This window comes from Candidatus Fukatsuia endosymbiont of Tuberolachnus salignus, from assembly GCF_964030845.1.
Taxonomy (GTDB): domain Bacteria; phylum Pseudomonadota; class Gammaproteobacteria; order Enterobacterales; family Enterobacteriaceae; genus Fukatsuia; species Fukatsuia symbiotica.
In genome coordinates this window covers 826669-847746 of record NZ_OZ034983.1, presented here as the reverse complement: position 1 = coordinate 847746, position 21078 = coordinate 826669, and the positions used below count along the sequence as shown (strand labels likewise).

Below are 21078 nucleotides of genomic sequence, written 5' to 3'. Positions count from 1 at the left end.
AATTAATGATGCCATAGCTCCTGAATCAAACTACGGACACGAACTTTAGACGCAGTCGCAACCCGTGCAATAATACGATTAGCACTCAGTTCTGACACTTCGGTATTCCATTCATCAAATGAATGTTCCGAATAACTGTCATTAAAAACTTTTTTTATTGATGATTCAGCTGTAGACATCTCAGTAAAAATTTTAGTATTGACTAAACATTTAGCGATAATTGAAACCTTTTTTACAACAATTTGCTTCATAAAAACTTTTTTCATATTTTATCCTCAAATCCCGGCATCGCATTTTAGCACAATTAATGTACACCTACTGACATATTCCGGTGCTTTTTTCTTAGAACCTGTTCTAAATCTCTTGTGCTCGCTGATACTTCGTTAAAAACGGGCTCAAATACTCATTTACTCTATGTAAATATGTAAACTGCGCTTTTTCGCCCATTTTTTCCTCGTCTGAGCGTCACTCAAAAAGATTGGGAATAGGTTCTTATTAGACTTATTCTACACGATAAGCGGAATACGCTTTGCCCTCGACACGTTTCAGTATAGTCACTATGGCATCAGTTAGCTGCCGCAGCTGCGGGGGCTGAATAATATACGGAGGCATCAAATAAATCAGCTTACCAAAAGGTCGGATCCATACCCCTTGTGCGACAAATTCGCGTTGTACCTCTGCGATATTGACCCTTTCTTTCATTTCTACCACACCGATAGCGCCTAACACGCGAACATCTGCCACTGTCTGTTGTTCCTTTAACGGTGATAATGCTTGCCATAACTGAGTTTCGATGGCTTTAACCTGCTGTTGCCAATGGTTCTGTGCCAGTAAATCCAGGTTGGCATTTGCTACCGAACAAGCCAGCGGGTTAGCCATAAAAGTGGGGCCGTGCATGAAACATCTGGCTTCGCCCAGGCTGATGGTTTCAGCAATCTGACGGGTGGTCAAAGTAGCGGCAAGCGTCATATAACCTCCGGTCAGTGCTTTGCCTAAGCAAAGAATATCTGGCTCAATAGCAGCGTGTTCACAGGCAAATAGTTTGCCGCTACGCCCAAAACCGGTGGCGATTTCATCAGCGATTAACAGGATCTGGTATTGATCGCAAAGTTCTCTCACTCGTTTTAAATAATCTGGATGGTAGAAACGCATACCACCGGCGCCTTGCACAATAGGTTCAACAATGACCGCCGCAATCTCATCAGCGTGACATGCCATCATAGTGGTAAAGTCGCTGATATCTTGCTCATCCCAATTCTCTTGTACCCTGCCTTCTTTAAAGCGAGATAGTGCCGGTGCTGTGGCAAACAGGTTTTCTTTTAGATAACCCCGATAAAGATGATGCATGGAATTTTGCGGATCACATACTGACATGGCAGCAAAAGTATCTCCGTGATAGCTATGGCGTAGTGCCAATATACGTTGACGTTTCTCCCCTTTGGCTTGCCAATATTGCAACGCCATTTTCAATGCAACCTCTACCGCGACCGATCCTGAATCCGCCAAAAAAACGGTTTGCAACGATTTAGCGGTGATGTCTATTAACTTGCGACACAGTGTGATTGCTGGCAGATGGGTAATGCCACCAAACATGACATGGGACATTTTTTTCAGCTGTTGGCACACAGCATCATTCAGTATTGGATGATTATAGCCATGAATGGCAGCCCACCATGAAGACATGCCATCAATTAAATGCTGATCGTTATCCAAATGTAATTCGACGCCATCGGCAGCAATGACCGCATAACAGGGAAGTGGATCACTCATCGAGGTGTAGGGATGCCAGATATGGCGCCGATCAAACGCGCGATCTTCAGGTTTAATAACATTCATATGTAAACAATAATATATTTAATTGGTTGACAGTATATCGCCTTCACTTAAACTAACGAAAATTTTATTTTGGAGATACCCTGATGGGAAATCGTAGACAATGGACAATCGAACAAGCTGAGGTGTTGTTTGCTCAACCTCTACTGGAATTGTTGTTTACTGCTCAGAATGTCCATCGTCAGTATTTTGATCCACAGCAAATACAAGTGAGTAGCTTACTGTCGATAAAAACGGGGGCTTGTCCCGAAGACTGCAAATATTGTCCACAAAGCGCGCGCTATAAAACCGGACTAGAAAATAAACCGTTAATGCAGGTTGAACAAGTGCTAGTAGCAGCGCGTGCCGCCAAAGCTGCGGGTGCCACTCGTTTTTGTATGGGGGCGGCTTGGAAAAGCCCTCACAAACGTGCTATGCCATATCTGCAACAAATGATCCAGGAAGTGAAAGAATTGGGGATGGAAACCTGTATGACACTGGGTGAATTGGATACTGATCAGGCTCAGTTTTTAGCCAGTGCTGGTCTGGATTATTACAATCATAATCTGGATACTTCACCCGAATTTTACCGTGACATCATCACCACTCGCAGTTATCAACAACGCTTAGACACCTTGCATGAAGTGCGCAATGCTGGCATCAAAGTTTGCTGTGGCGGTATTGTCGGCTTAGGTGAAAAAGTACGTGATCGCGCCAGTTTACTGGTACAACTGGCTAATCTAGACGCCCCCCCGGATAGCATACCTATCAATATGCTCGTCAAAGTGAAGGGAACACCGTTAGAAAGTAATCCAGATGTGTCCGCTTTTGCTTTTATCCGTACCATCGCAGTAGCACGTATTATGATGCCAACCTCATATGTTCGTCTTTCTGCTGGACGTGAACAAATGAATGAACAAACTCAAGCTATGTGTTTTATGGCGGGAGCGAATTCCATTTTTTATGGTCGACAATTGCTTACAACAGCGAATCCTGATGAAGATAAAGATCGTCAGTTATTTAGCACATTGGGTTTGTATCCACACAGAAACAAGGTATCTAATGAGTTGGCAACAGAAAATTGAACAAAGCCTACAGCAACGTCATGCCGCGGTTACCTATCGTACTCGTCAGTTAAATCAAGGTAGCACCGGACGTTGCTTGCGGATTGATAACCAATCCTATATCAATTTTTCCAGTAACGATTATTTGGGATTGAGTCATGATAAATCAGTCATTGCCGCTTGGAGGAAAGGATCACGCTGTTATGGTGTCGGCAGTGGTGGCTCTGGTCATATTACCGGTTACATGCAACCCCATGCTGAGCTTGAACAACAATTAGCCGATTGGTTAGCCTATCCAAGAGCTTTACTGTTTATTTCTGGCTATGCGGCTAATCAAGCATTATTAGCCTCCCTCACTGCCGCTGGCGATCGCATATTGGCCGATCGATTAAGTCATGCTTCGTTATTGGAAGCGGCAGTCAATTCAGCCGCGCAACTACGGCGCTTCCATCATAATCAGCCAGATGCTTTGCAAAGACTATTGGATAAACCTTGTGATGGTCAGACCTTGGTGATCACGGAAGGGATCTTTAGTATGGATGGTGATAGCGCACCACTGAGCCAGTTGCAAGCACAGACAATCGCGGCGGGAGGTTGGTTGCTGGTCGATGATGCACATGGCATTGGTACGCGTGGAGAACAAGGACGTGGCAGTTGCTGGCAGCAAAAAATAAAACCTGAACTGTTGGTGATAACCTTCGGTAAAGCCTTTGGTTTAAGTGGTGCCGCTGTGTTGTGTCAACACGAGGTTGCCGAATATTTATTGCAGTTTGCGCGTCATCTGATTTACAGCACGGCCATGCCGCCTGCTCAGGCTTGTGCTTTGCAGGCAGCTCTGATTCGTATCCAGCAAGGTGATGATCTACGTGATCGACTACAGCAGCGTATTAAGCAGTTCCGCCACGGTGCGGCGAATTTGTCTTTGGGCTTAGGTCGGTCTGATAGCGCCATTCAGCCACTGTGGGTCGGTGATAATCAATCCGCATTAGAACTGGTCCATAATTTGCGCAAACGTGGGCTATGGCTCACGGCGATCCGTCCCCCGACTGTCCCGCTAAACACGGCTAGATTGCGTATTACCCTGAGTGCAGCTCATCAGGCGAGTGATATTGATGATTTACTGGAGGCATTAAATGCAATCGACCGTTGATAAATCATCAGCTACTGACAATATTGATAAACAGGCCATTGCGGCGGCATTCAGCCGGGCAGCGGTAAGCTATGATTCTGTGGCACAATTACAGCAAAAAACCGGCAAGTTGTTGCTACGTATCGGTTGCCAACATCCGGGCACAGTCGTATTGGATGTGGGTTGTGGAACGGGTTATTTTAGCCAAAAATGGCGTGCATCAGGCAAAAAAGTGATAGCGTTAGATCTCGCTGAAGGCATGTTACAACAGGCACGCCGACAACAGGCAGCGGATGTTTATTTGCTTGCAGATATGGAAAAAATTCCTTTATCAGATAAAAAAGTCGACATTTGCTTCAGTAACTTAGCGGTGCAATGGTGTCACAGTTTGGATGCTGTATTGGCAGAATGGTATCGCGTGACGCATTCCGGAGGTGTTATTTTGTTCTCTACATTATCAGCAGGATCATTAGATGAACTCAGACAAGCCTGGCAAAGCGTCGACGGTTATCATCATGTCAATGATTTTCTTACCCTAAGCCAAATTCATGTGGCCTGTTCACATTACCCTCATCATTTACACCATCGTTTACAGCAACTCTTCTTTCCTGATGTGGTTACGCTGATGCGTTCACTACAGGGTATCGGTGCTACGCATTTGCACCATGGACGAAAACAAGGGCTAACCGGACGCCAGCGTTTAACTGCACTTCAGGCAGCTTATCCGTCTGTAGTAGGACGTTATCCACTCAGTTATCAACTCGTTTACGGGGTGATTTATCGTGATTAAGCGCTGGTTTATCACGGGTACCGATACTGGGATTGGTAAAACTGTTGCCAGTTGTGCGCTATTACAAGCGGCTAACAAACAGGGGTATTACACTGCCGGATATAAACCCGTGGCTTCTGGCAGTGTGATCACAGCGGCAGGTATACGTAATAGTGATGCGCTGGCGTTACAGGCTAACAGCAATCAGCGACTAACCTATTCACAGGTTAATCCATTGGCATTTATCGAAGCCACATCACCGCATATTGCCTGCGAGTCAGAGAAACGAGCTATCGAATTAGCTGAATTATCACAAGGATTACGGCAACTGGAAAACAGAGCTAATTGGCTAGTCATTGAAGGCGCGGGTGGTTGGTTTACACCGTTATCGGCACAAATTACCTTTGCCGATTGGGTTAAACAGGAAGCATTGCCCGTAATATTAGTGATCGGTATAAAATTGGGAGCAATCAATCATGCTTTGCTCACAGCACAGGCGATTGAACTTGCCGGCTTAACTCTAGCGGGTTGGATCGCCAATCATATCGACCCCACGGCTGAACGACAGCAAGAATATCTCTTCACCTTAACGACTCGACTTACTGCCCCATTGCTCGGTATCATCCCTTATCTCACATCTATAGACCGACAAGTGATGGGTGATTATCTCAATATTCACTTATTAGACTTCTAGGAACGGGTTCTTACAAAGCAGTAGCGAGTGGGTGTGATATGCTAGCGACAACTCTTTGGCTGGATTTCCTCTTCTGGGTAGTGAGCGGTGGCTATCCAGGCCGCACAGAATAAGATTAAACGGGCAAAAAAATAGAAAAAGGCCATCAAACCTAGTACTGAGCCAAAAGCAGCCCCTGAAGGTGAGCTGGCAAGGCGGGGTAACATCATGGTCATGACAAGTTTGATGATCTCAAAGCCGATGGCAGCAATAAGCGTACCTCGTAATAAGGCTTTTTTTTGCGGTTTATGACGCGGCAGTATCCACAAAATCCAAATGAATAATAAACAGTTGGCAGTAATAGAAATTGTCAGCGTAATCAAGGTCAGTGCTGGGCGTAGCCACTCAATACCGCCTAAACCCAATGCGTTGACAATAGCCGCTTGCGCTGAACCCGCGATCGATGTAAGCGACAGTGTTATGATCAGGGCGATGATCAGTCCGATCAATGAGACAAAATCACGGAGATAACGGAAATAAAATTTTTCTTTATCGTGAACGTTACGCTCCCAAACATCGCGTGATTGTGCCCGGATCGCCTCACGTAGATTGCCTATCCAACAAATGCCAGAATAAAGCGCGATAGCTAAACCGGTTAGCCCGACGGTCGTGCGTTGTTTCACCGCAGTATTAACCGTATTTTTTAACGTTGTCGCTAGCATGGGATCACTGATGCTATTAACGATTCTATTAATTAATTCGGCGAGCAGGTAGGGATTGGAAGCCAAAAAAAAACCCGCTGCCGCAAAAGAAACCATTAAAATCGGGATCAAAGACAAAAAAGAAAAGTAGGTAATAGCGGCACCAAATTGGCTACCCAAGCGATCGTTAAATCGATCTGTAGTACGTATTATATGGGCAACAGGTGAATACCTTTTGATCCGTTGATTCAAACGGGTAAAAATGGAAATGGCCTGTCTACTCTTTTGTATACCACCTTGTACACCACTTTGTATGCCCTCGGTGAGGGAGGGGGGAAGTCGCTCCTTGTATTTTTTTGTAGTAAATAAAATCTGATTATTTTTAGATGCGTTACGCATAATTCCTCATCCGGCAAGCTAACCGCTACTAAGCATAAAAGTCACATTAGACTTCTTGTAAAACCGGAGTTCGTTACGTGAAGTCAAGACGCCTAGCGTGCAGCAACCTCAGCAGTACATGAAGATTGCGAGCACCACGTAACGCAGAATTTGCAACACGTAGTCGATTTTGCAAGAAGTCTATTAAGGATCCTGTAACATTAGCTCTTTATCCGCGAGATACCAAAAAATTATTTTTTTAAACGACCGTGGCATTGTTTATATTTTTTTCTGGAACCACAAGGGCAAGGATCATTACGGCCCACTTTACCTTCAATCTCTATCCGTGTTATTTCTTTAGATGACATCAGTGCACTGCTATCATTTGGATGACTTAATTGTTGCTGGCTCACTAGGTGATCGGCATCTTCACGATATTGTAACTCTAGCGCAGCGACCTCCTCCGGCACATGTACCTGTAATTTGCTTAACACGCTGATGACTTCATATTCCAGTAATTCCAGCATAGCGGAAAACATCGCGAAAGATTCACGTTTGTATTCCTGTTTTGGATCTTTTTGCGCATAGCCACGCAGATGAATGCCCTGACGTAGGTAATCCATCGCCGCTAGATGTTCTTTCCATAGCGAGTCCAGTGTTTGTAGCATTACCCCTTTTGCAACGTTACGTATTGTTTCGCTACCAACAATTTCTTCTTTTTGTCGGTATTGCTCAATCGAGTACTGAAGAACACGTTCACGTAGTGTTTCTTCATCTAATGGTTGCTCGCTTGGCAGTTTTTTATTTGTTAACCAAGAAGCAATGGGTATATCGAGGTCGAAATCGTTTTTCAGACGTTGTTCCAATCCGCAGATATCCCACATTTCTTCCATCGACTGGGGCGGAATGAAGTGATTAATGGTAAGCGTGAATACGTCTTCACGAATGCTGTTTATGGTTTCACTCACATCTGAAGCATCTAACAACTCGTTACGTTGACTATAAATAGCACGTCGTTGATCGTTAGCAACATCATCGTATTCTAGCAATTGCTTACGCATATCAAAGTTACGACTTTCTACTTTACGTTGCGCGTTAGCAATCGCCTTTGTGACCCACGGATGCTCAATGGCTTCACCGGGCTCCATTCCCAGCTTACGCATCATGCCAGATACACGATCAGAAGCGAAAATACGCATCAAAGTATCTTCCATCGATAGGTAAAAACGCGAAGAGCCAGCATCTCCCTGACGACCTGCACGACCACGAAGTTGATTATCAATGCGACGTGATTCGTGGCGCTCAGTACCAATAATATGTAAGCCACCGGATGCCAGCACAGCATTATGACGGATTTGCCAGGCGGTTTTAATGGCATCGATTTGCTCTCGTGATGGATCATCCAGTAGAGTAATTTCACTTTGCCAACTACCACCCAATACGATATCAGTCCCTCGTCCCGCCATATTAGTAGCAATAGTGACCGCCCCAGGTTGCCCCGCTTGCGCGATAATTTCCGCTTCCGTCGCATGAAATTTGGCATTCAGTACTTTATGTGCAACACCGGCCTGGCTTAATTGGGCAGAGACCATTTCAGATTTTTCAATTGAGATGGTTCCCACCAGCACCGGTTGTCCATTGGCGGTACGTTCGCGGATATCTTCAATAATCGCCCCTATTTTTTCCCTCTCGGACATATAGACTAAGTCGGCCAGATCTTTACGCACCATCGGACGGTTAGTGGGCACCACTATAGTATCTAGTTTATAAATTGAACTAAATTCAAACGCTTCGGTGTCTGCAGTACCCGTCATTCCCGCCAGTTTCTCATAGAGACGGAAGTAATTTTGGAAAGTAATGGAAGCCAATGTTTGGTTTTCGTTCTGAATGCTAACACCTTCTTTCGATTCAACCGCCTGATGCAAGCCATCCGACCAGCGACGTCCTTGCATGGTGCGCCCCGTATGCTCATCGACAATGATCACTTCACCGTCTTTAACGATGTAATCAACATCGCGTGTAAACAAAACATGCGCGCGTAGTGCAGCAGTAACATGATGCATCAGCATAATATTGGTTGCAGAATAAAGAGATTCGCCTTCCTGCATGATATCGGCATCGATTAACATGTGTTCAATCAGGATCAACCCACGTTCAGTTAAATGTACCTGGCGTGCTTTTTCATCAACAGAAAAATGGCCTTCGCCCTGAAAGGTTTCAGAATCTTCTTTTTCCTGGCGGATAAGTTTTGGGATCAGTTTATCAATTCTGAGATACATGTCCGAGCTGTCTTCCGCTGGACCCGAAATGATAAGCGGAGTACGGGCTTCATCAATCAAGATGGAGTCAACTTCATCGACCAGTGCATAATATAGTTCACGTTGTACGCGTTCTTGTGGGCTGAAAGCCATATTATCGCGCAGATAGTCAAAACCATATTCGTTGTTGGTACCGTAGGTGATATCTGCAGCATAGGCTTCACGTTTGGCGGATGCTTGCATGCCTGACATATTAATCCCGACACTCAGACCGAGAAACTCAAACAATGGACGATTATTTTCAGCGTCACGTTGTGCTAGATAATCGTTGACGGTGACAACATGAACACCACGACCACCCAAAGCATTGAGATAAGCAGGCAGTGTTGCTGTTAATGTTTTACCTTCACCGGTACGCATTTCTGCAATACAGCGCTCATTGAGCACCATTCCGCCGATTAATTGCACATCGAAATGGCGCATACCGAATACCCGTTTACTGGCTTCACGAACAACCGCAAAAGCCTCCGGTATCAGGTTTTCCAATGTTTCATTTTTTGACAAACGTGCGCGGAATTCATCGGTTTTAGCACGCAGTTGCTGATCAGGTAATTTTGCAATTTCTGGCTCCATACGATTGATAAAATCAACCATTTTGTGCATACGGCGTAAGGTACGATCATTACGGCTGCCAAACATTTTGGTGAGTAATTTAATTAGCATAATTCTTAATGTCTCTTACAATGCCGCTAAACGGGCGATCAAAGGTTATATTGACCCCTTGCTTAACCTGCTGCGTGGTGTGAGAACGACGGTTTTGCAAGAAGTCTATTTAATTTGGCGACCAAAAATAACGGCTGCGTAACTGTTGCTAAGGATTTAGAATACCGGTTATCAGTCTAACATCCGACGAGGCTATATTCATGCGTCAAAGCCACCCACAATTATTGAACGTCTTGTTTGATGATACGATAGCAGAAAAACATAGTTCGTTATCTCATTCGCAAAAAGATAATTCCCAACCCTATAGCCTGCATAAAGTGCAACAGCGTACAGTTGCGCTATTAAAACTCAACCAGGCGGTGCAAGAATTACTCCCACCACAATTACAACCCTGGTGCCGTGTTGCCAATTATCGACAGAATATTTTAGTGCTAGAAGTAGCAAATGCGAGCTGGATGATGGCATTACGTTATCAACAACTTCATTTGCTCTCTACACTGAGAGCGCAAATTCTAGCATCATTGTCATCAATCGACATTAGGATTAATCCTGCGCTAATGGCTCCGGGTCATAACATTGTGAAAGACGCCGCAAAACCGGCAGCAAATGCGGAAAAACCGGCACTATCAGGCCGTCATTTAAGTGTGAAAAGCGCGGTAGAACTCAGAAAGCTAGCAAGTCGCAGCCCAGAAAAATTACGTGCTATCCTGGAACGCTTCGCTTCATTGGCAGGAACCTGATCAATAAGCCGGCAACGTTGACGGCGTTTTAAATGCCACTGGTAGTTCCGCTTCATCCTGAAAAGTGACATATTCCCAAGCCTGCTGTTTTTTCAGAACAGCCTGTAATAGCTTGTTATTTAATGCGTGACCAGATTTAAAGGCAGTAAAAGCGCCAATAATATTATGACCACACATAAAGAGATCACCAATAGCATCAAGCATTTTATGCCGTACAAACTCATCGTCGAAACGTAGGCCATCCTCGTTAAGTACACGGTAATCATCCACGACGATAGCACAATCGAAACTACCACCAAGGCACAACCCACGGGACTGAAGATGTTCGATATCACGCATAAAACCAAAAGTACGTGCCCGACTGATCTGCTGTACAAAAGAGTCAGCCGAAAAATCTAGACGATAACGCTGTGTGCTAGCGTCGATCGCTGGATGATTAAAATCGATGGTAAAATCTAGACGGAAGCCATTAAATGGTGACAATTCTGCCCATTTATCACCCTCTTCGACACGTACTGCTTCTTTTAAACGCAAGAACTTTTTCGCTGTATTTAATTCTTCGATACCTGCGTCTAATAACAGAAATACAAAAGGGCTAGCACTGCCATCCATAATCGGCACCTCGGGGGCATCGACTTCAATAATAATGTTATCAATCCCTAAGCCCGCCAGAGCAGCATTGAGATGTTCAACCGTGGAGATGCGTACATTGCGTTCATTAACCAGACAGGTACAGAGCAAGGTATCTTGCACCGATTTTGCGTCTGCCGGAAAATCGACCACGGGTGTTAGATCAGTGCGACGATAAATGACGCCGGTATTAGCTGCTGCGGGACGCATTGTTAGTGTGACCTTTTTGCCCGTATGCAGACCAACACCCGTCGCTTGAACAATACTCTTTAGTGTTCTTTGTTTTATCATTGTGTTATCCCGCAATATATCTGCCCAGCCGATTTAAGATAGCGCAAAACTTGCCGTACAGTCTAACACAAAGGATAAAGATTCCAAGCTTCTGGTCATTAGTCGGCTTGTTTACGCAAAAAAGCCGGAATATCCAAATAATCGGGTTCTTTATTGTTATCTGTGGTCTGATCATTAACTACATTCGCGTTAAATTTAGCCTCCTGTGGCATCAAAGACATCCCGGGTTGTTGATAACAACGCTCGAGTGGCTGAGCTTGTTTATTGGCAACTAGCTTGATTTCTTTTTGTTTATCTATGCCAATACCTGTCGCCACCACCGTGACCCGCAGTTCATCGTTCATTTCTGGATCCAGCGAGGTGCCGATAACGACAGTCGCATTATCAGAGGCAAAGGCGCGGATCGTATTACCGACGGTTTCAAACTCATCCAGACGTAGATCGAAGCCAGCAGTAATGTTGACTAACACTCCTCGCGCACCAGACAGATCGATATCTTCTAATAATGGGCTGGAAATGGCCGTTTCTGCTGCTTCTTCTGCGCGATCTTCGCCTCGCGAAACACCCGATCCCATCATGGCATAACCCATTTCGGACATCACAGTACGCACATCTGCAAAATCGACGTTCATCAAGCCAGGGCGGGTGATCAACTCTGCGATCCCCTGTACTGCACCTTTTAAAACATTGTTAGCCGCACCGAACGCATCGAGTAACGAAATACCTCGACCCAGTACTTTAAGTAATTTATCGTTGGGAATGGTGATTAAGGAATCGACATGTTTAGATAGCTCGGCGATGCCCTGTTCAGCAAATGCCATGCGTTTCTTGCCTTCAAACTGAAAAGGCTTGGTTACCACGGCAACGGTCAGAATGCCCAATTCTTTTGCCACCTTAGCGACGACGGGTGCAGCTCCCGTTCCGGTTCCCCCGCCCATACCCGCGGCGATAAAAACCATATCGGCACCATTGAGCGCGGCACACAGTGCTTCACGATCCTCCTCTGCGGAATGACGCCCCACTTCAGGGTTAGCACCGGCACCCAAACCTTTAGTAATGGTGTTGCCGATCTGGATCGTCTGTTCCACTGTTGTTTTGCGTAACGCTTGAGCATCGGTGTTCACGGCAAAAAATTCAACACCTTCGATGCGTTCACGCACCATGTGTTCAACAGCATTACCACCACCGCCGCCAACGCCGATGACTTTAATCACCGCGTCATTGGTTAATTCCATCGGTTCAAACATAGTTTCTCTCCGCTTTGTGCCTATAACTTTGAGATCAACTTACTTTGAGATCATACCCCCTGTTTTTTGTGGTGATCTCTTTGTTGCAATATCAGGTTAAGGCATTAAAACTCTTTTCTCAGCCAGCTATTGATACGTTTAAACCAACCGCACACTGAGGCACGTTTTTCTGTATCTGACTCATTATTAAGATGGCTCTCTTTACCATAGTGCAATAATCCAACAGCAGTAGAATAATAAGGTTTCTGAGCATAGTCCGTTAGTCCAGTAATATTGAGAGGTTGACCAATGCGAACCTGAGCATGAAATACCCGCTGCGCGCAAGCCGCCAGACCCTCAATCTGAGCCGCCCCTCCTGTCAGTACAATTCCCGCTGCCAGGTGATGTTTTACCCCTTGCTGACGTAATCGCTCCTGCAACTGTAATATCTCCTCATTAACTAAGTTCAGTAACTCGGTGTAACGTGGTTCAACCACCTCGGCGAGCGTCTGTCTTTGCAGACTACGAGGAGGACGTCCACCCACACTAGGTACTTCTACACTTTCATCCTTACTGACAATCGACCCGAGCGCACACCCGTGCCGAACTTTAATCGTTTCCGCATCACCTGGTGGTGTACCAAAAGCATAAGCAATATCGCTGGTGACTACATTGCCGGCATAAGGGATAACTTTACTGTGGCGTAAAGCTCCACCGGTATAAACGGCGATATCCATAGTGCCACCACCAATATCCACCACACAAACGCCTAGCTCACGCTCATCTTCGGTCAATACTGCATAACTGGCGGCCAACCCGGAAAAAATAAGTTGATCAACTTTTAAACCACAGCGTTCAACCGCTTTAACAATATTTTTTGCCATATCATTATGGCAGGTGATCAAATGCACTTTGGCGTGCATCCGCACACCACAAAGCCCAACCGGATTTTTGATCCCTTCCTGGTAATCGATGGCATATTCTTGAGGAATAACATGCAAGATGCGATGTTCATCACGTACACGTACCGACTTCGCAGTATGAACCACGTTTTCAACATCTTCCTGAATGACTTCCTCTTCAGAGATAGGCACCATCCCTATTTCATTTTGACAACTGATATGTTTACCCGATAGCGCCAAATAAACGGAAGAGATTTGGCAATCTGCCATTAATTCAGCTTGATCAATAGCACGTTGTACGCATTTTACTACCGATTCAAGATCGTTAACCCCGCCTTTATCCATGCCACGAGAAGGACAGCTACCCACACCAATAATGTTAACCATGCCATCGGGCAGAATTTCGCCAACTAATGCCGAGACCTTTGCCGTGCCGATCTCAAGACCTACTACCAACTTTCTGTCCGTTGACTTGATCATCGTTGTTTTGCCTGTCTCTGATGTTATTGCTGCCACTATTCTTTTGATCATCAATTGATCGCTTGAAAAACAGGCGACCAACCCACCGCAGCCCCGCTGTCATAACGTAAATCGACGTAATTGAGTTGTTTATCAGGCTGTTTTTCCAGCAATCGGTACAGCTCAATAAAACGTTGTAAGCGTCCGTTGAGGTCATCTCGCCCCAATTCGAGTCGAACATCATTATCCAAGGTCAATTGCCAGGAATGACGCGCGCTCATCGTGACCATTTTTACTTTAAATTTACTGGCAGCCAATACTTCATTGATTGTTTTATAACCGCTCAATACGTCATGCTCACTGCCTTCAGAGCCGTAAAGTGATATCAGTTTCTGATCACCAATACGCTCTAAGGGCACACTGAATGGCTTCCCTTCGCTGTCGAGTAGATACAAGTCGTTCCAACGCGCCACCGGCACATACTCTACCAGGTGGATTCTCAGCTCATCCGGCCATTGCTTACGCACACTAACTTGCTTGATCCAAGGTAAACGTTCAATATGCTGTTGAAAAATATTCACATCCTGCTTCATAAAAGAGCCAGGTGTTCCCAATGCCAGAACCGCCTGGCGGATATCATCGTTAGTGGTGAAGTAACGCTCCCCTGTCACCACTAATTTTGATAACGGCAAACGGCGCTCATCCTTCATCCAACTGACAATCGCCCAAATCGTCCACAGCAATGTCGCTAAAACCATCAGCAGGAAAATCAGCCCAGCTAATTGGCCTTTGTTGCGACTTCGTTTTGCACTCTGCCTGGCGATATTGTTTGCAACCATTCGTGCCTGTGTTTTTCGGGCAGCCTGTGACATATCAATCAGCCAACGCGAGAATGCGCATCACCAGCTGAGAGAAGCTCAACCCACACTGACGCGCCGCCATTGGCACCAAGCTATGATCGGTCATTCCCGGCGAAGTATTCACCTCTAACAGGCAGAAAGTGCCATCACTGTCTTGCATCACATCAACCCGACCCCAACCACTACAACCTAGCGCCTGATAAGCCTGTTTTGCTAACTGTGCTAACTGCTGCTCTTTTTCCTGGTCTAAGCCACTTGGACAAAAATACTCTGTATTATCCGAGAGATACTTAGCGTCATAATCATAGAACATGGCAGGTGTCTGAATACGAATTGATGGTAAAATTTCGTTACCCAGTATTGCAACGGTGAATTCCGACCCGCCAAGCCATTTCTCAATCAAGACCTCATCATCATGATGGAAAGCTTCTTTTAGTGCGGATAGCAATTCATCGTGTTGCATCACTTTGCTCATTCCGATACTGGAACCTTCACGGTTTGGCTTAACAATCAGTGGGAAACCAAGATGCTCAGTAAGTTGTTTTACATTATCAGGCAAAACGGTTGCAAATTGTTGACGATTCAGCGAGACATAAGGTGCTATCGGCAAACCTAATGCTTGCCATATTAATTTGCTGCGTAACTTATCTATCGCTAGCGCACAAGCCAGTACACCACTGCCGGTATAAGGCAATTGTAAAAATTCCAATGCTCCTTGTAAGCTACCATCTTCACCACCACGCCCGTGAAGCGCGATAAAAACCTTGTCAAATCCCAGCTGTTTTAATTTCGTGACCGCAACCTCTTTGCTATCTACTGCATGTGCATCAATGCCTCCCTGACGCAGACCCGCCAATACGGCTTTACCTGACAACACTGAGATTTCACGTTCAGCGGAAATCCCACCCAGCAATACCGCGACTTTTTCAGTCATGACTTGCCTCGTTTTTATCTAACAGTTGTCGTTTTAGTGGCTGTTGTTTCGGTGATCGTTGTTTCACTGGCCGTTTTGATGACAATTTCGATGACAGTCGTTTCTGCGGCTGTAATTCCAATGCAGCCAGGTGTCGCGCGATCTTACCAACGTTACCCGCGCCCTGAACCAATAGCAGATCGTTGCCATTGAGCATAGATGCCAAAATCTTTGGCACGTCTTCATTTTTTTCAACTAAGATCGGATCCAGATGACCACGGTTACGGATAGTACGGCATAGAGAACGACTGTCAGCACCTGGGATAACTGACTCACCTGCAGAATAAACATCAAGCATCAGCAAGAGATCTACTTGAGATAACACGTTAACAAAGTCGTCGTACAGATCACGTGTACGCGTGTAGCGGTGTGGTTGAAAAACCATCACAATACGTTTATCTGACCAGCCAGCACGCGCGGCCTTAATGGTGACATCAACTTCAGTGGGATGATGCCCATAATCATCAACCAGCATAACGCTGCCTTTTTTGCCATTTACCTTTTCTAATGAAAAATCACCAAGAATATCGAAGCGGCGACCGGTACCTTGAAAATTCTCTAATGCCCGTAAAATACAATTATCTCTGATCCCTTCTTCCGTCGCCACCGCTACCGCAGCCGCCGCATTAAGCGCGTTATGACGACCAGGTGCATTCAACGTTACTTTGATTGCTTCCTTATCTCGCCGCTTCAGGGTGAAATATCCCTGTGCCTTTTTCTGCTGGTAGTCGATAATTCGTACATCAGCACTCTCTGTAAAACCATAGGTTGTGATATGGCGCCCTACACGTGGCAATAATTCGCATACTACGGGATCGTCGATACACATTACAGATCGACCATAAAAGGGCAAATTGTGTAAAAAATTGATAAAAGTCTGTTTTAAATTCTCAAAGTTACCCTGATAGGTGTCCATGTGATCGGCTTCAATATTAGTCACAATGGCGACCATAGGTTGTAGATGAAGAAAGGAAGCATCACTTTCATCTGCTTCAGCGATCAGATAACGACTAACACCTAAACGTGCATGAACACCTGCAGCTTTCACCAATCCACCATTAACGAAAGTTGGATCCAAACCCGCTTCAGCATAAATACAGGCAACCATCGCGGTGGTGGTAGTCTTGCCGTGAGTACCAGCGACAGCAATACCATGACGATAACGCATCAGTTCGGCCAGCATCTCTGCACGACGGATCACCGGAATGCGTGCTTTACCCGCCGCGATAACCTCTGGATTGCCATCAAGGATCGCACTGGAAACCACCACCACATTGGCACCCAGTATATTTTCCGCACGATGATGATAATCAATCTGTACACCTAACTCACTCAGTATCTCTGTCACTGAATTGGGTGTGAGATCAGACCCACTGATTTGATAGCCTTCATTCACCAGCACTTCAGCGATGCCTCCCATGCCGGCACCACCAATGCCAACAAAGTGAATGTGCCGAACGCGCCGCATTTCGGGCACGATAGTACGTAATTTCGCCAGTTGCTGTGTATTCACGTTTTTTTTCGCTATCCCGTTGCCTGTTATAGGATTATAAATATTGTTTGTTACAAATATTGCCTATTTAACTATTTCTGTGACCTCTTTTCGGCCGCTATTACCGCGGCAGCGACGCGTTCAGTTGCATCAGGGATAGCGATTGCTCTGGCTTTCTCTGCCATCGCTACCAATGTTGCACGATCCCAACTTGCCAGCAAACTGCTCACTGCTGATACGGTAAACTGTGATTGCTCGATAATTGTGCCAGCACCTGCCTCTTCCAGCGGCAGTGCATTCCAATATTGCTGGCGATCTTTATGCTGAAATGGCACGAATATTGCTGGTAATCCAACCGCAGCTATTTCACTGACTGTCAAGGCCCCGCTACGACACACCACCACATCAGCCCAGAGGTAAGCCGCAGCCATATCGTCAATAAACTCGGTGATCTTATGCTGCTGCTGATTGTATTGCTGATAAGCTTGCTGTACCTCTGTCAACGCCCCTTTGCCTACCTGATGCCATATTGTTATTTGTTCGCCAAATTGAGCGGCGACACCCGGTAAAACCTGATTTAATATCCGTGCACCTTGACTACCCCCCATCACCAGTACTCGTATTGCCCCTGCACGTGTAGCCAGGCGTTGTGTTGGCGGCGGTAATACGAGTAGATCGCTTCGTAACGGATTACCTACCACATCGGCATGTAAAAATGCGCTTGGGAAGGCTTGCAATACTTTTTTGGCAATTTTTGCCTGAATGCGATTGGTTAAACCGGCGATACCGTTTTGTTCATGCAATACCAATGGCACCGCACACAGCCAGGCTGCCAGACCACCAGGACCTGAAACATAACCTCCCATTCCCAATACCACATCCGGTTGGTAATCACGGATAATTTTTTTTGCCTGGCGTACTGCCCGATAGATGTGTAGCGGTGCCAGCAGCTGAGCACGTAACCCTTTACCTCGTAGACCTGAAATCTGAATAAAGTCTATTTCAATGCCATATTTGGGGACTAAATCGGCTTCCATTCTGTCTGCTGTACCTAACCAACGCACCTGCCAGCCCTGCGCTAGCAAATAGCGAGCTACCGCCAGGCCAGGGAAAACATGACCACCTGTACCCCCTGCCATTATCATTAAACGTCTAGTGCTCACACTCATCACCTAACCCCTTAGAACCTATTCAAAATCTCTTTTGCTCGCCGTGTTTTGGTCAAGTAATGCGTTAAAAACGAGCTCAAAATGTTCATTTATTCCCTTTTGCTGTATACAAAGAGTAAATTGCGCTTTTTCGCCCATTTATTTCCTCTTCTGATGCATAGTGAAAAAGATTTGAAACAGGCTCTTAGAGTCTATGCGAAATCTATCGTGCTCGTCATGTCGATTTCGAATAGGTTCTGACAAAGGCTTGGGCTTTTGCTAAACGTGTTTCAAAATCAATGCGTAGCAACAACACTATTGCAGTGGACATTATCAACAGACTCGAACCACCGTAGCTGATCAAAGGTAGTGTTAGGCCCTTAGTCGGCAGTATTCCGGCAGCTGCACCAACATTAATCAATGTTTGCGAACTGAACCAAATACCAATTGAGCACGCCAAAAAACCCGCAAACTGCTGATCAGCCTTCAATGCACGATGTCCAATGGACATCGCACGCAAAGCGACGAAGAATACCATCAACAAGGTGAGAGCTACACCGGAATAGCCAAGTTCTTCAGCCAGAATCGAAAAAATAAAATCGGTGTGTGCTTCTGGCAAATATGCCATTTTCTGCACCGAATTTCCTAGTCCTTGTCCCCATAACTCGCCACGACCAAATGCCATCAACGATTGGGTTAATTGATAACCACTACCGAAGGGATCACTCCAGGGATCCCAAAACGATGTGACTCTGCTTATACGATAAGGTTCTGCAATAATCAGCAAAGCCACCGCAAAAATGCCACAACCGATGATCGCCAAAAATTGCCACAATTTGGCACCGGCTAAAAACAACATCGCGAGCGTAGTGATAAACAGCACAACCACGGTGCCTAAATCAGGTTGAGCCAGCAGCAACACCGCGAGAGCCACCATTACGCCCATGGGTTTACAAAAACCCCAAAAATTACGGCGCACTTCCGGTGCCTTGCGTACTAGATAACCGGAGAGATAGCAAAATAGTGCCAATTTGGAAAGTTCTGCTGGCTGAATGCGTAATGGACCCATAGTGATCCAGCGTGATGCGCCATTGACTGAACTCCCTACAAACAAAACCATGACCAGCAACATTGTGGTAACCAGTAAGATGATATTGCTATAGCGCTGCCAGATTAGCAGCGGAATGCGTAACGTGACGAGCGACATGGCGAACGCTAAAGTAAGATAAAACGCATCACGTTTAGCAAACAGGAAGGGATCATTAGCAAGCCGCTGGCCGATCGGCATTGAAGCCGAGGTCACCATTACCAAACCGATAATCGCTAAACCAAAGCTTAGCCATACTAGAATTCTGTCATAAAGAATAGGGCTAGTAATATCATGGTTATTAGCATTGCCTTTTGGCGAGCGTATTAGCCAATATTTTAGTTTGTTAGGCAACCTGTAGATATTCATCAGCCTAATTCCTTCGCGAGACGAGAAAACTCATCACCACGTTGTTCAAAATTACGGAATTGATCCAGGCTAGCGCAGGCCGGTGAGAGTAGCACTGTATCGCCGCTCACGATCTGCCCAGCGAGTAGCTGCATAGCTTGCCGCAGGTTATCAGTACGTTGTGACACTTCTGGTCGTAACTGGGCCAATTGTTGTGCATCGCGACCAAAACAGTAGATACGGATGTGGTCGCCTTGTAAAAATCGAGTTAAACCAGAAAAATCGGCAGATTTACCATCTCCTCCTAATAACAGATGTAGAGTACCCACTAGCTGTAAACCATCAAGGGCAGCTTCAGTACTTCCCACATTTGTGGCTTTGGAATCGTTAATCCAACGTATTCCTCTATTTTCAAACACCAACTGAAAACGGTGAGGCAGCCCCTGATAAGTGGTTAACGCTTTTAGACTGGATGAACGCGGAATACCGGCGGCATCAGCTAACGCCAATGCTGCTAATGCATTAGTGTAATTATGACGCCCGTTGAGTTTTATTTCTTTGGTATCTAATACTTTTTTCCTCCCTACCTGTAGCCAGATCGTGCCTTGTTGTTTACTCAAATGGTAATCGCCGACATCGATACCGAAGCTGACCCAACAGTTATTTTTTTTCTGTTCATCCTTTTCTTGTTGTGACATAGCTCGTCGTGGCATAGCTTGCAGTGAAACAGCGCATTGTGGCATAGCGAAATTCGGCATGGTACCGGTGTCATCCGCATTCACCACGCAAGTTTGCGCATTTTCATAAATACGTAATTTGGCTCTCTGGTACTGTTGCATCCCTAAAGGATAACGATCGTTATGATCTTCTGTAACGTTAAGTACGGTAGCCGCGCACGCGCGCAAGCTGTATGTGGTTTCTAACTGGAAACTGGATAATTCCAGTACTATTAACTGATATTCCTGTTTTAGCAGTGTTAACGCGGGGGTTCCTATGTTGCCGCCAACACCGACTTGCCAGCCAGCTGCTTGTGCCATCTCACCCAATAACATAGTAACGGTACTCTTGCCGTTAGAACCGGTGATAGCAACAATAGGTACTTGATTTTCTCGGCAGAATAATTCGATATCGCCGATAACTTCTACTCCGGCGACTATCGCCTCGTTGAGTACTGGATCAGACAATGCAATGCCAGGGCTGGCAACAATTAGGTCGGCCTCTAACAACCCTTCCCGATTGAGCGAGCCACAATGACATTCCACATCGGCCATTAATTGATGATCCAACTGGGGTGGATTAACACGGGTGTCCATAACCCATGGTGTTATGCCACGAGCCATAAAGAAATCAACACAGGAAATACCGGTCAATCCTAACCCGATAATAACCACTTTCTTACCCCGATAATCTACCAT

16 protein-coding genes and 2 pseudogenes are annotated in these 21078 nt (G+C 45.7%); 5 read left to right on the top strand and 13 right to left on the bottom strand.

The window, feature by feature from the left end:
* Nucleotides 1-2: 2 nt before the first annotated feature.
* Nucleotides 3-266: a DNA-binding protein gene (locus AAHH42_RS04250; protein ID WP_072551040.1), complete on the bottom strand. Its 264-nt coding sequence runs from the start codon at nt 264-266 to the stop codon at nt 3-5.
* Nucleotides 267-501: 235 nt separating this feature from the next.
* On the bottom strand, nt 502-1827 hold the full coding sequence (gene bioA, locus AAHH42_RS04245) for an adenosylmethionine--8-amino-7-oxononanoate transaminase (RefSeq protein WP_072550700.1): 1326 nt from the start codon (nt 1825-1827) through the stop codon (nt 502-504).
* A 92-nt stretch (nt 1828-1919) separates the two neighbouring features.
* On the opposite strand from bioA, the pseudogene bioB reads away from it, so the two are divergent.
* From bioB to bioD, 4 genes and pseudogenes are all read left to right on the top strand, one after another.
* A pseudogene (gene bioB / locus AAHH42_RS04240) lies at nt 1920-2907 on the top strand (biotin synthase BioB); the annotation flags it as partial.
* Complete coding sequence (bioF, locus tag AAHH42_RS04235; RefSeq protein ID WP_240313912.1) at nt 2893-4026, top strand: 8-amino-7-oxononanoate synthase; 1134 nt, start codon at nt 2893-2895, stop codon at nt 4024-4026. The pseudogene bioB and the gene bioF, both read left to right, overlap by 15 nt.
* A complete protein-coding gene (gene bioC, locus AAHH42_RS04230; RefSeq protein ID WP_342221734.1) occupies nt 4010-4795 on the top strand; it encodes a malonyl-ACP O-methyltransferase BioC in 786 nt (261 codons plus the stop codon). Before bioF ends, bioC begins: the two co-directional genes overlap by 17 nt.
* Nucleotides 4788-5468, top strand: coding sequence for a dethiobiotin synthase (bioD, locus tag AAHH42_RS04225; protein ID WP_072550694.1), 681 nt, complete (start codon nt 4788-4790; stop codon nt 5466-5468). The genes bioC and bioD overlap by 8 nt, the downstream gene beginning before the upstream one ends.
* Before the next feature lie 41 nt (nt 5469-5509).
* On the opposite strand, the gene yhjD is transcribed toward bioD, so the two are convergent.
* Both yhjD and secA read right to left on the bottom strand, forming a co-directional pair.
* The gene (yhjD, locus tag AAHH42_RS04220) at nt 5510-6547 is read right to left on the bottom strand and encodes an inner membrane protein YhjD (protein WP_083429633.1); all 1038 of its coding nucleotides are present in this window, start codon (nt 6545-6547) and stop codon (nt 5510-5512) included.
* A 230-nt stretch (nt 6548-6777) separates the two neighbouring features.
* Nucleotides 6778-9507 (bottom strand): preprotein translocase subunit SecA, encoded by a 2730-nt coding sequence (gene secA, locus AAHH42_RS04215; protein ID WP_342221733.1) that lies wholly within the window; start codon nt 9505-9507, stop codon nt 6778-6780.
* A 200-nt stretch (nt 9508-9707) separates the two neighbouring features.
* Between secA and AAHH42_RS04210 the strand changes: the two genes are divergently transcribed.
* Nucleotides 9708-10247 carry a DUF721 domain-containing protein gene (locus tag AAHH42_RS04210; protein WP_072550692.1) on the top strand — a complete coding sequence of 180 codons (540 nt, stop codon included), beginning with the start codon at nt 9708-9710 and terminating at the stop codon, nt 10245-10247.
* On the opposite strand, the gene lpxC is transcribed toward AAHH42_RS04210, so the two are convergent.
* The 9 genes and pseudogenes from lpxC to murD form a co-directional block, all read right to left on the bottom strand.
* Entirely contained in the window at nt 10248-11168 is a 921-nt protein-coding gene (lpxC, locus tag AAHH42_RS04205; RefSeq protein WP_072550691.1) for a UDP-3-O-acyl-N-acetylglucosamine deacetylase, read from the bottom strand.
* 98 nt (nt 11169-11266) lie between these two features.
* Complete coding sequence (gene ftsZ, locus AAHH42_RS04200; protein ID WP_072550690.1) at nt 11267-12415, bottom strand: cell division protein FtsZ; 1149 nt, start codon at nt 12413-12415, stop codon at nt 11267-11269.
* 104 nt (nt 12416-12519) lie between these two features.
* The gene (ftsA, locus tag AAHH42_RS04195) at nt 12520-13776 is read right to left on the bottom strand and encodes a cell division protein FtsA (RefSeq protein ID WP_342221732.1); all 1257 of its coding nucleotides are present in this window, start codon (nt 13774-13776) and stop codon (nt 12520-12522) included.
* 50 nt (nt 13777-13826) lie between these two features.
* Complete coding sequence (ftsQ, locus tag AAHH42_RS04190; protein WP_072550688.1) at nt 13827-14627, bottom strand: cell division protein FtsQ; 801 nt, start codon at nt 14625-14627, stop codon at nt 13827-13829.
* A 1-nt stretch (nt 14628) separates the two neighbouring features.
* Nucleotides 14629-15549 carry a D-alanine--D-alanine ligase gene (locus AAHH42_RS04185; RefSeq protein ID WP_072550687.1) on the bottom strand — a complete coding sequence of 307 codons (921 nt, stop codon included), beginning with the start codon at nt 15547-15549 and terminating at the stop codon, nt 14629-14631.
* A gap of 97 nt (nt 15550-15646) precedes the next feature.
* Nucleotides 15647-17101 (bottom strand): annotated as a pseudogene (murC, locus tag AAHH42_RS04180) (UDP-N-acetylmuramate--L-alanine ligase); the annotation flags it as partial.
* Between the two features lie 71 nt (nt 17102-17172).
* Nucleotides 17173-18249, bottom strand: a complete 1077-nt coding sequence (murG, locus tag AAHH42_RS04175) for an undecaprenyldiphospho-muramoylpentapeptide beta-N-acetylglucosaminyltransferase (protein WP_342221731.1) — start codon at nt 18247-18249, stop codon at nt 17173-17175.
* A 214-nt stretch (nt 18250-18463) separates the two neighbouring features.
* Nucleotides 18464-19684 (bottom strand): cell division protein FtsW, encoded by a 1221-nt coding sequence (ftsW, locus tag AAHH42_RS04170; protein ID WP_119797524.1) that lies wholly within the window; start codon nt 19682-19684, stop codon nt 18464-18466.
* Nucleotides 19684-21078, bottom strand: coding sequence for a UDP-N-acetylmuramoyl-L-alanine--D-glutamate ligase (murD, locus tag AAHH42_RS04165; RefSeq protein ID WP_072550684.1), 1395 nt, complete (start codon nt 21076-21078; stop codon nt 19684-19686). Before murD ends, ftsW begins: the two co-directional genes overlap by 1 nt.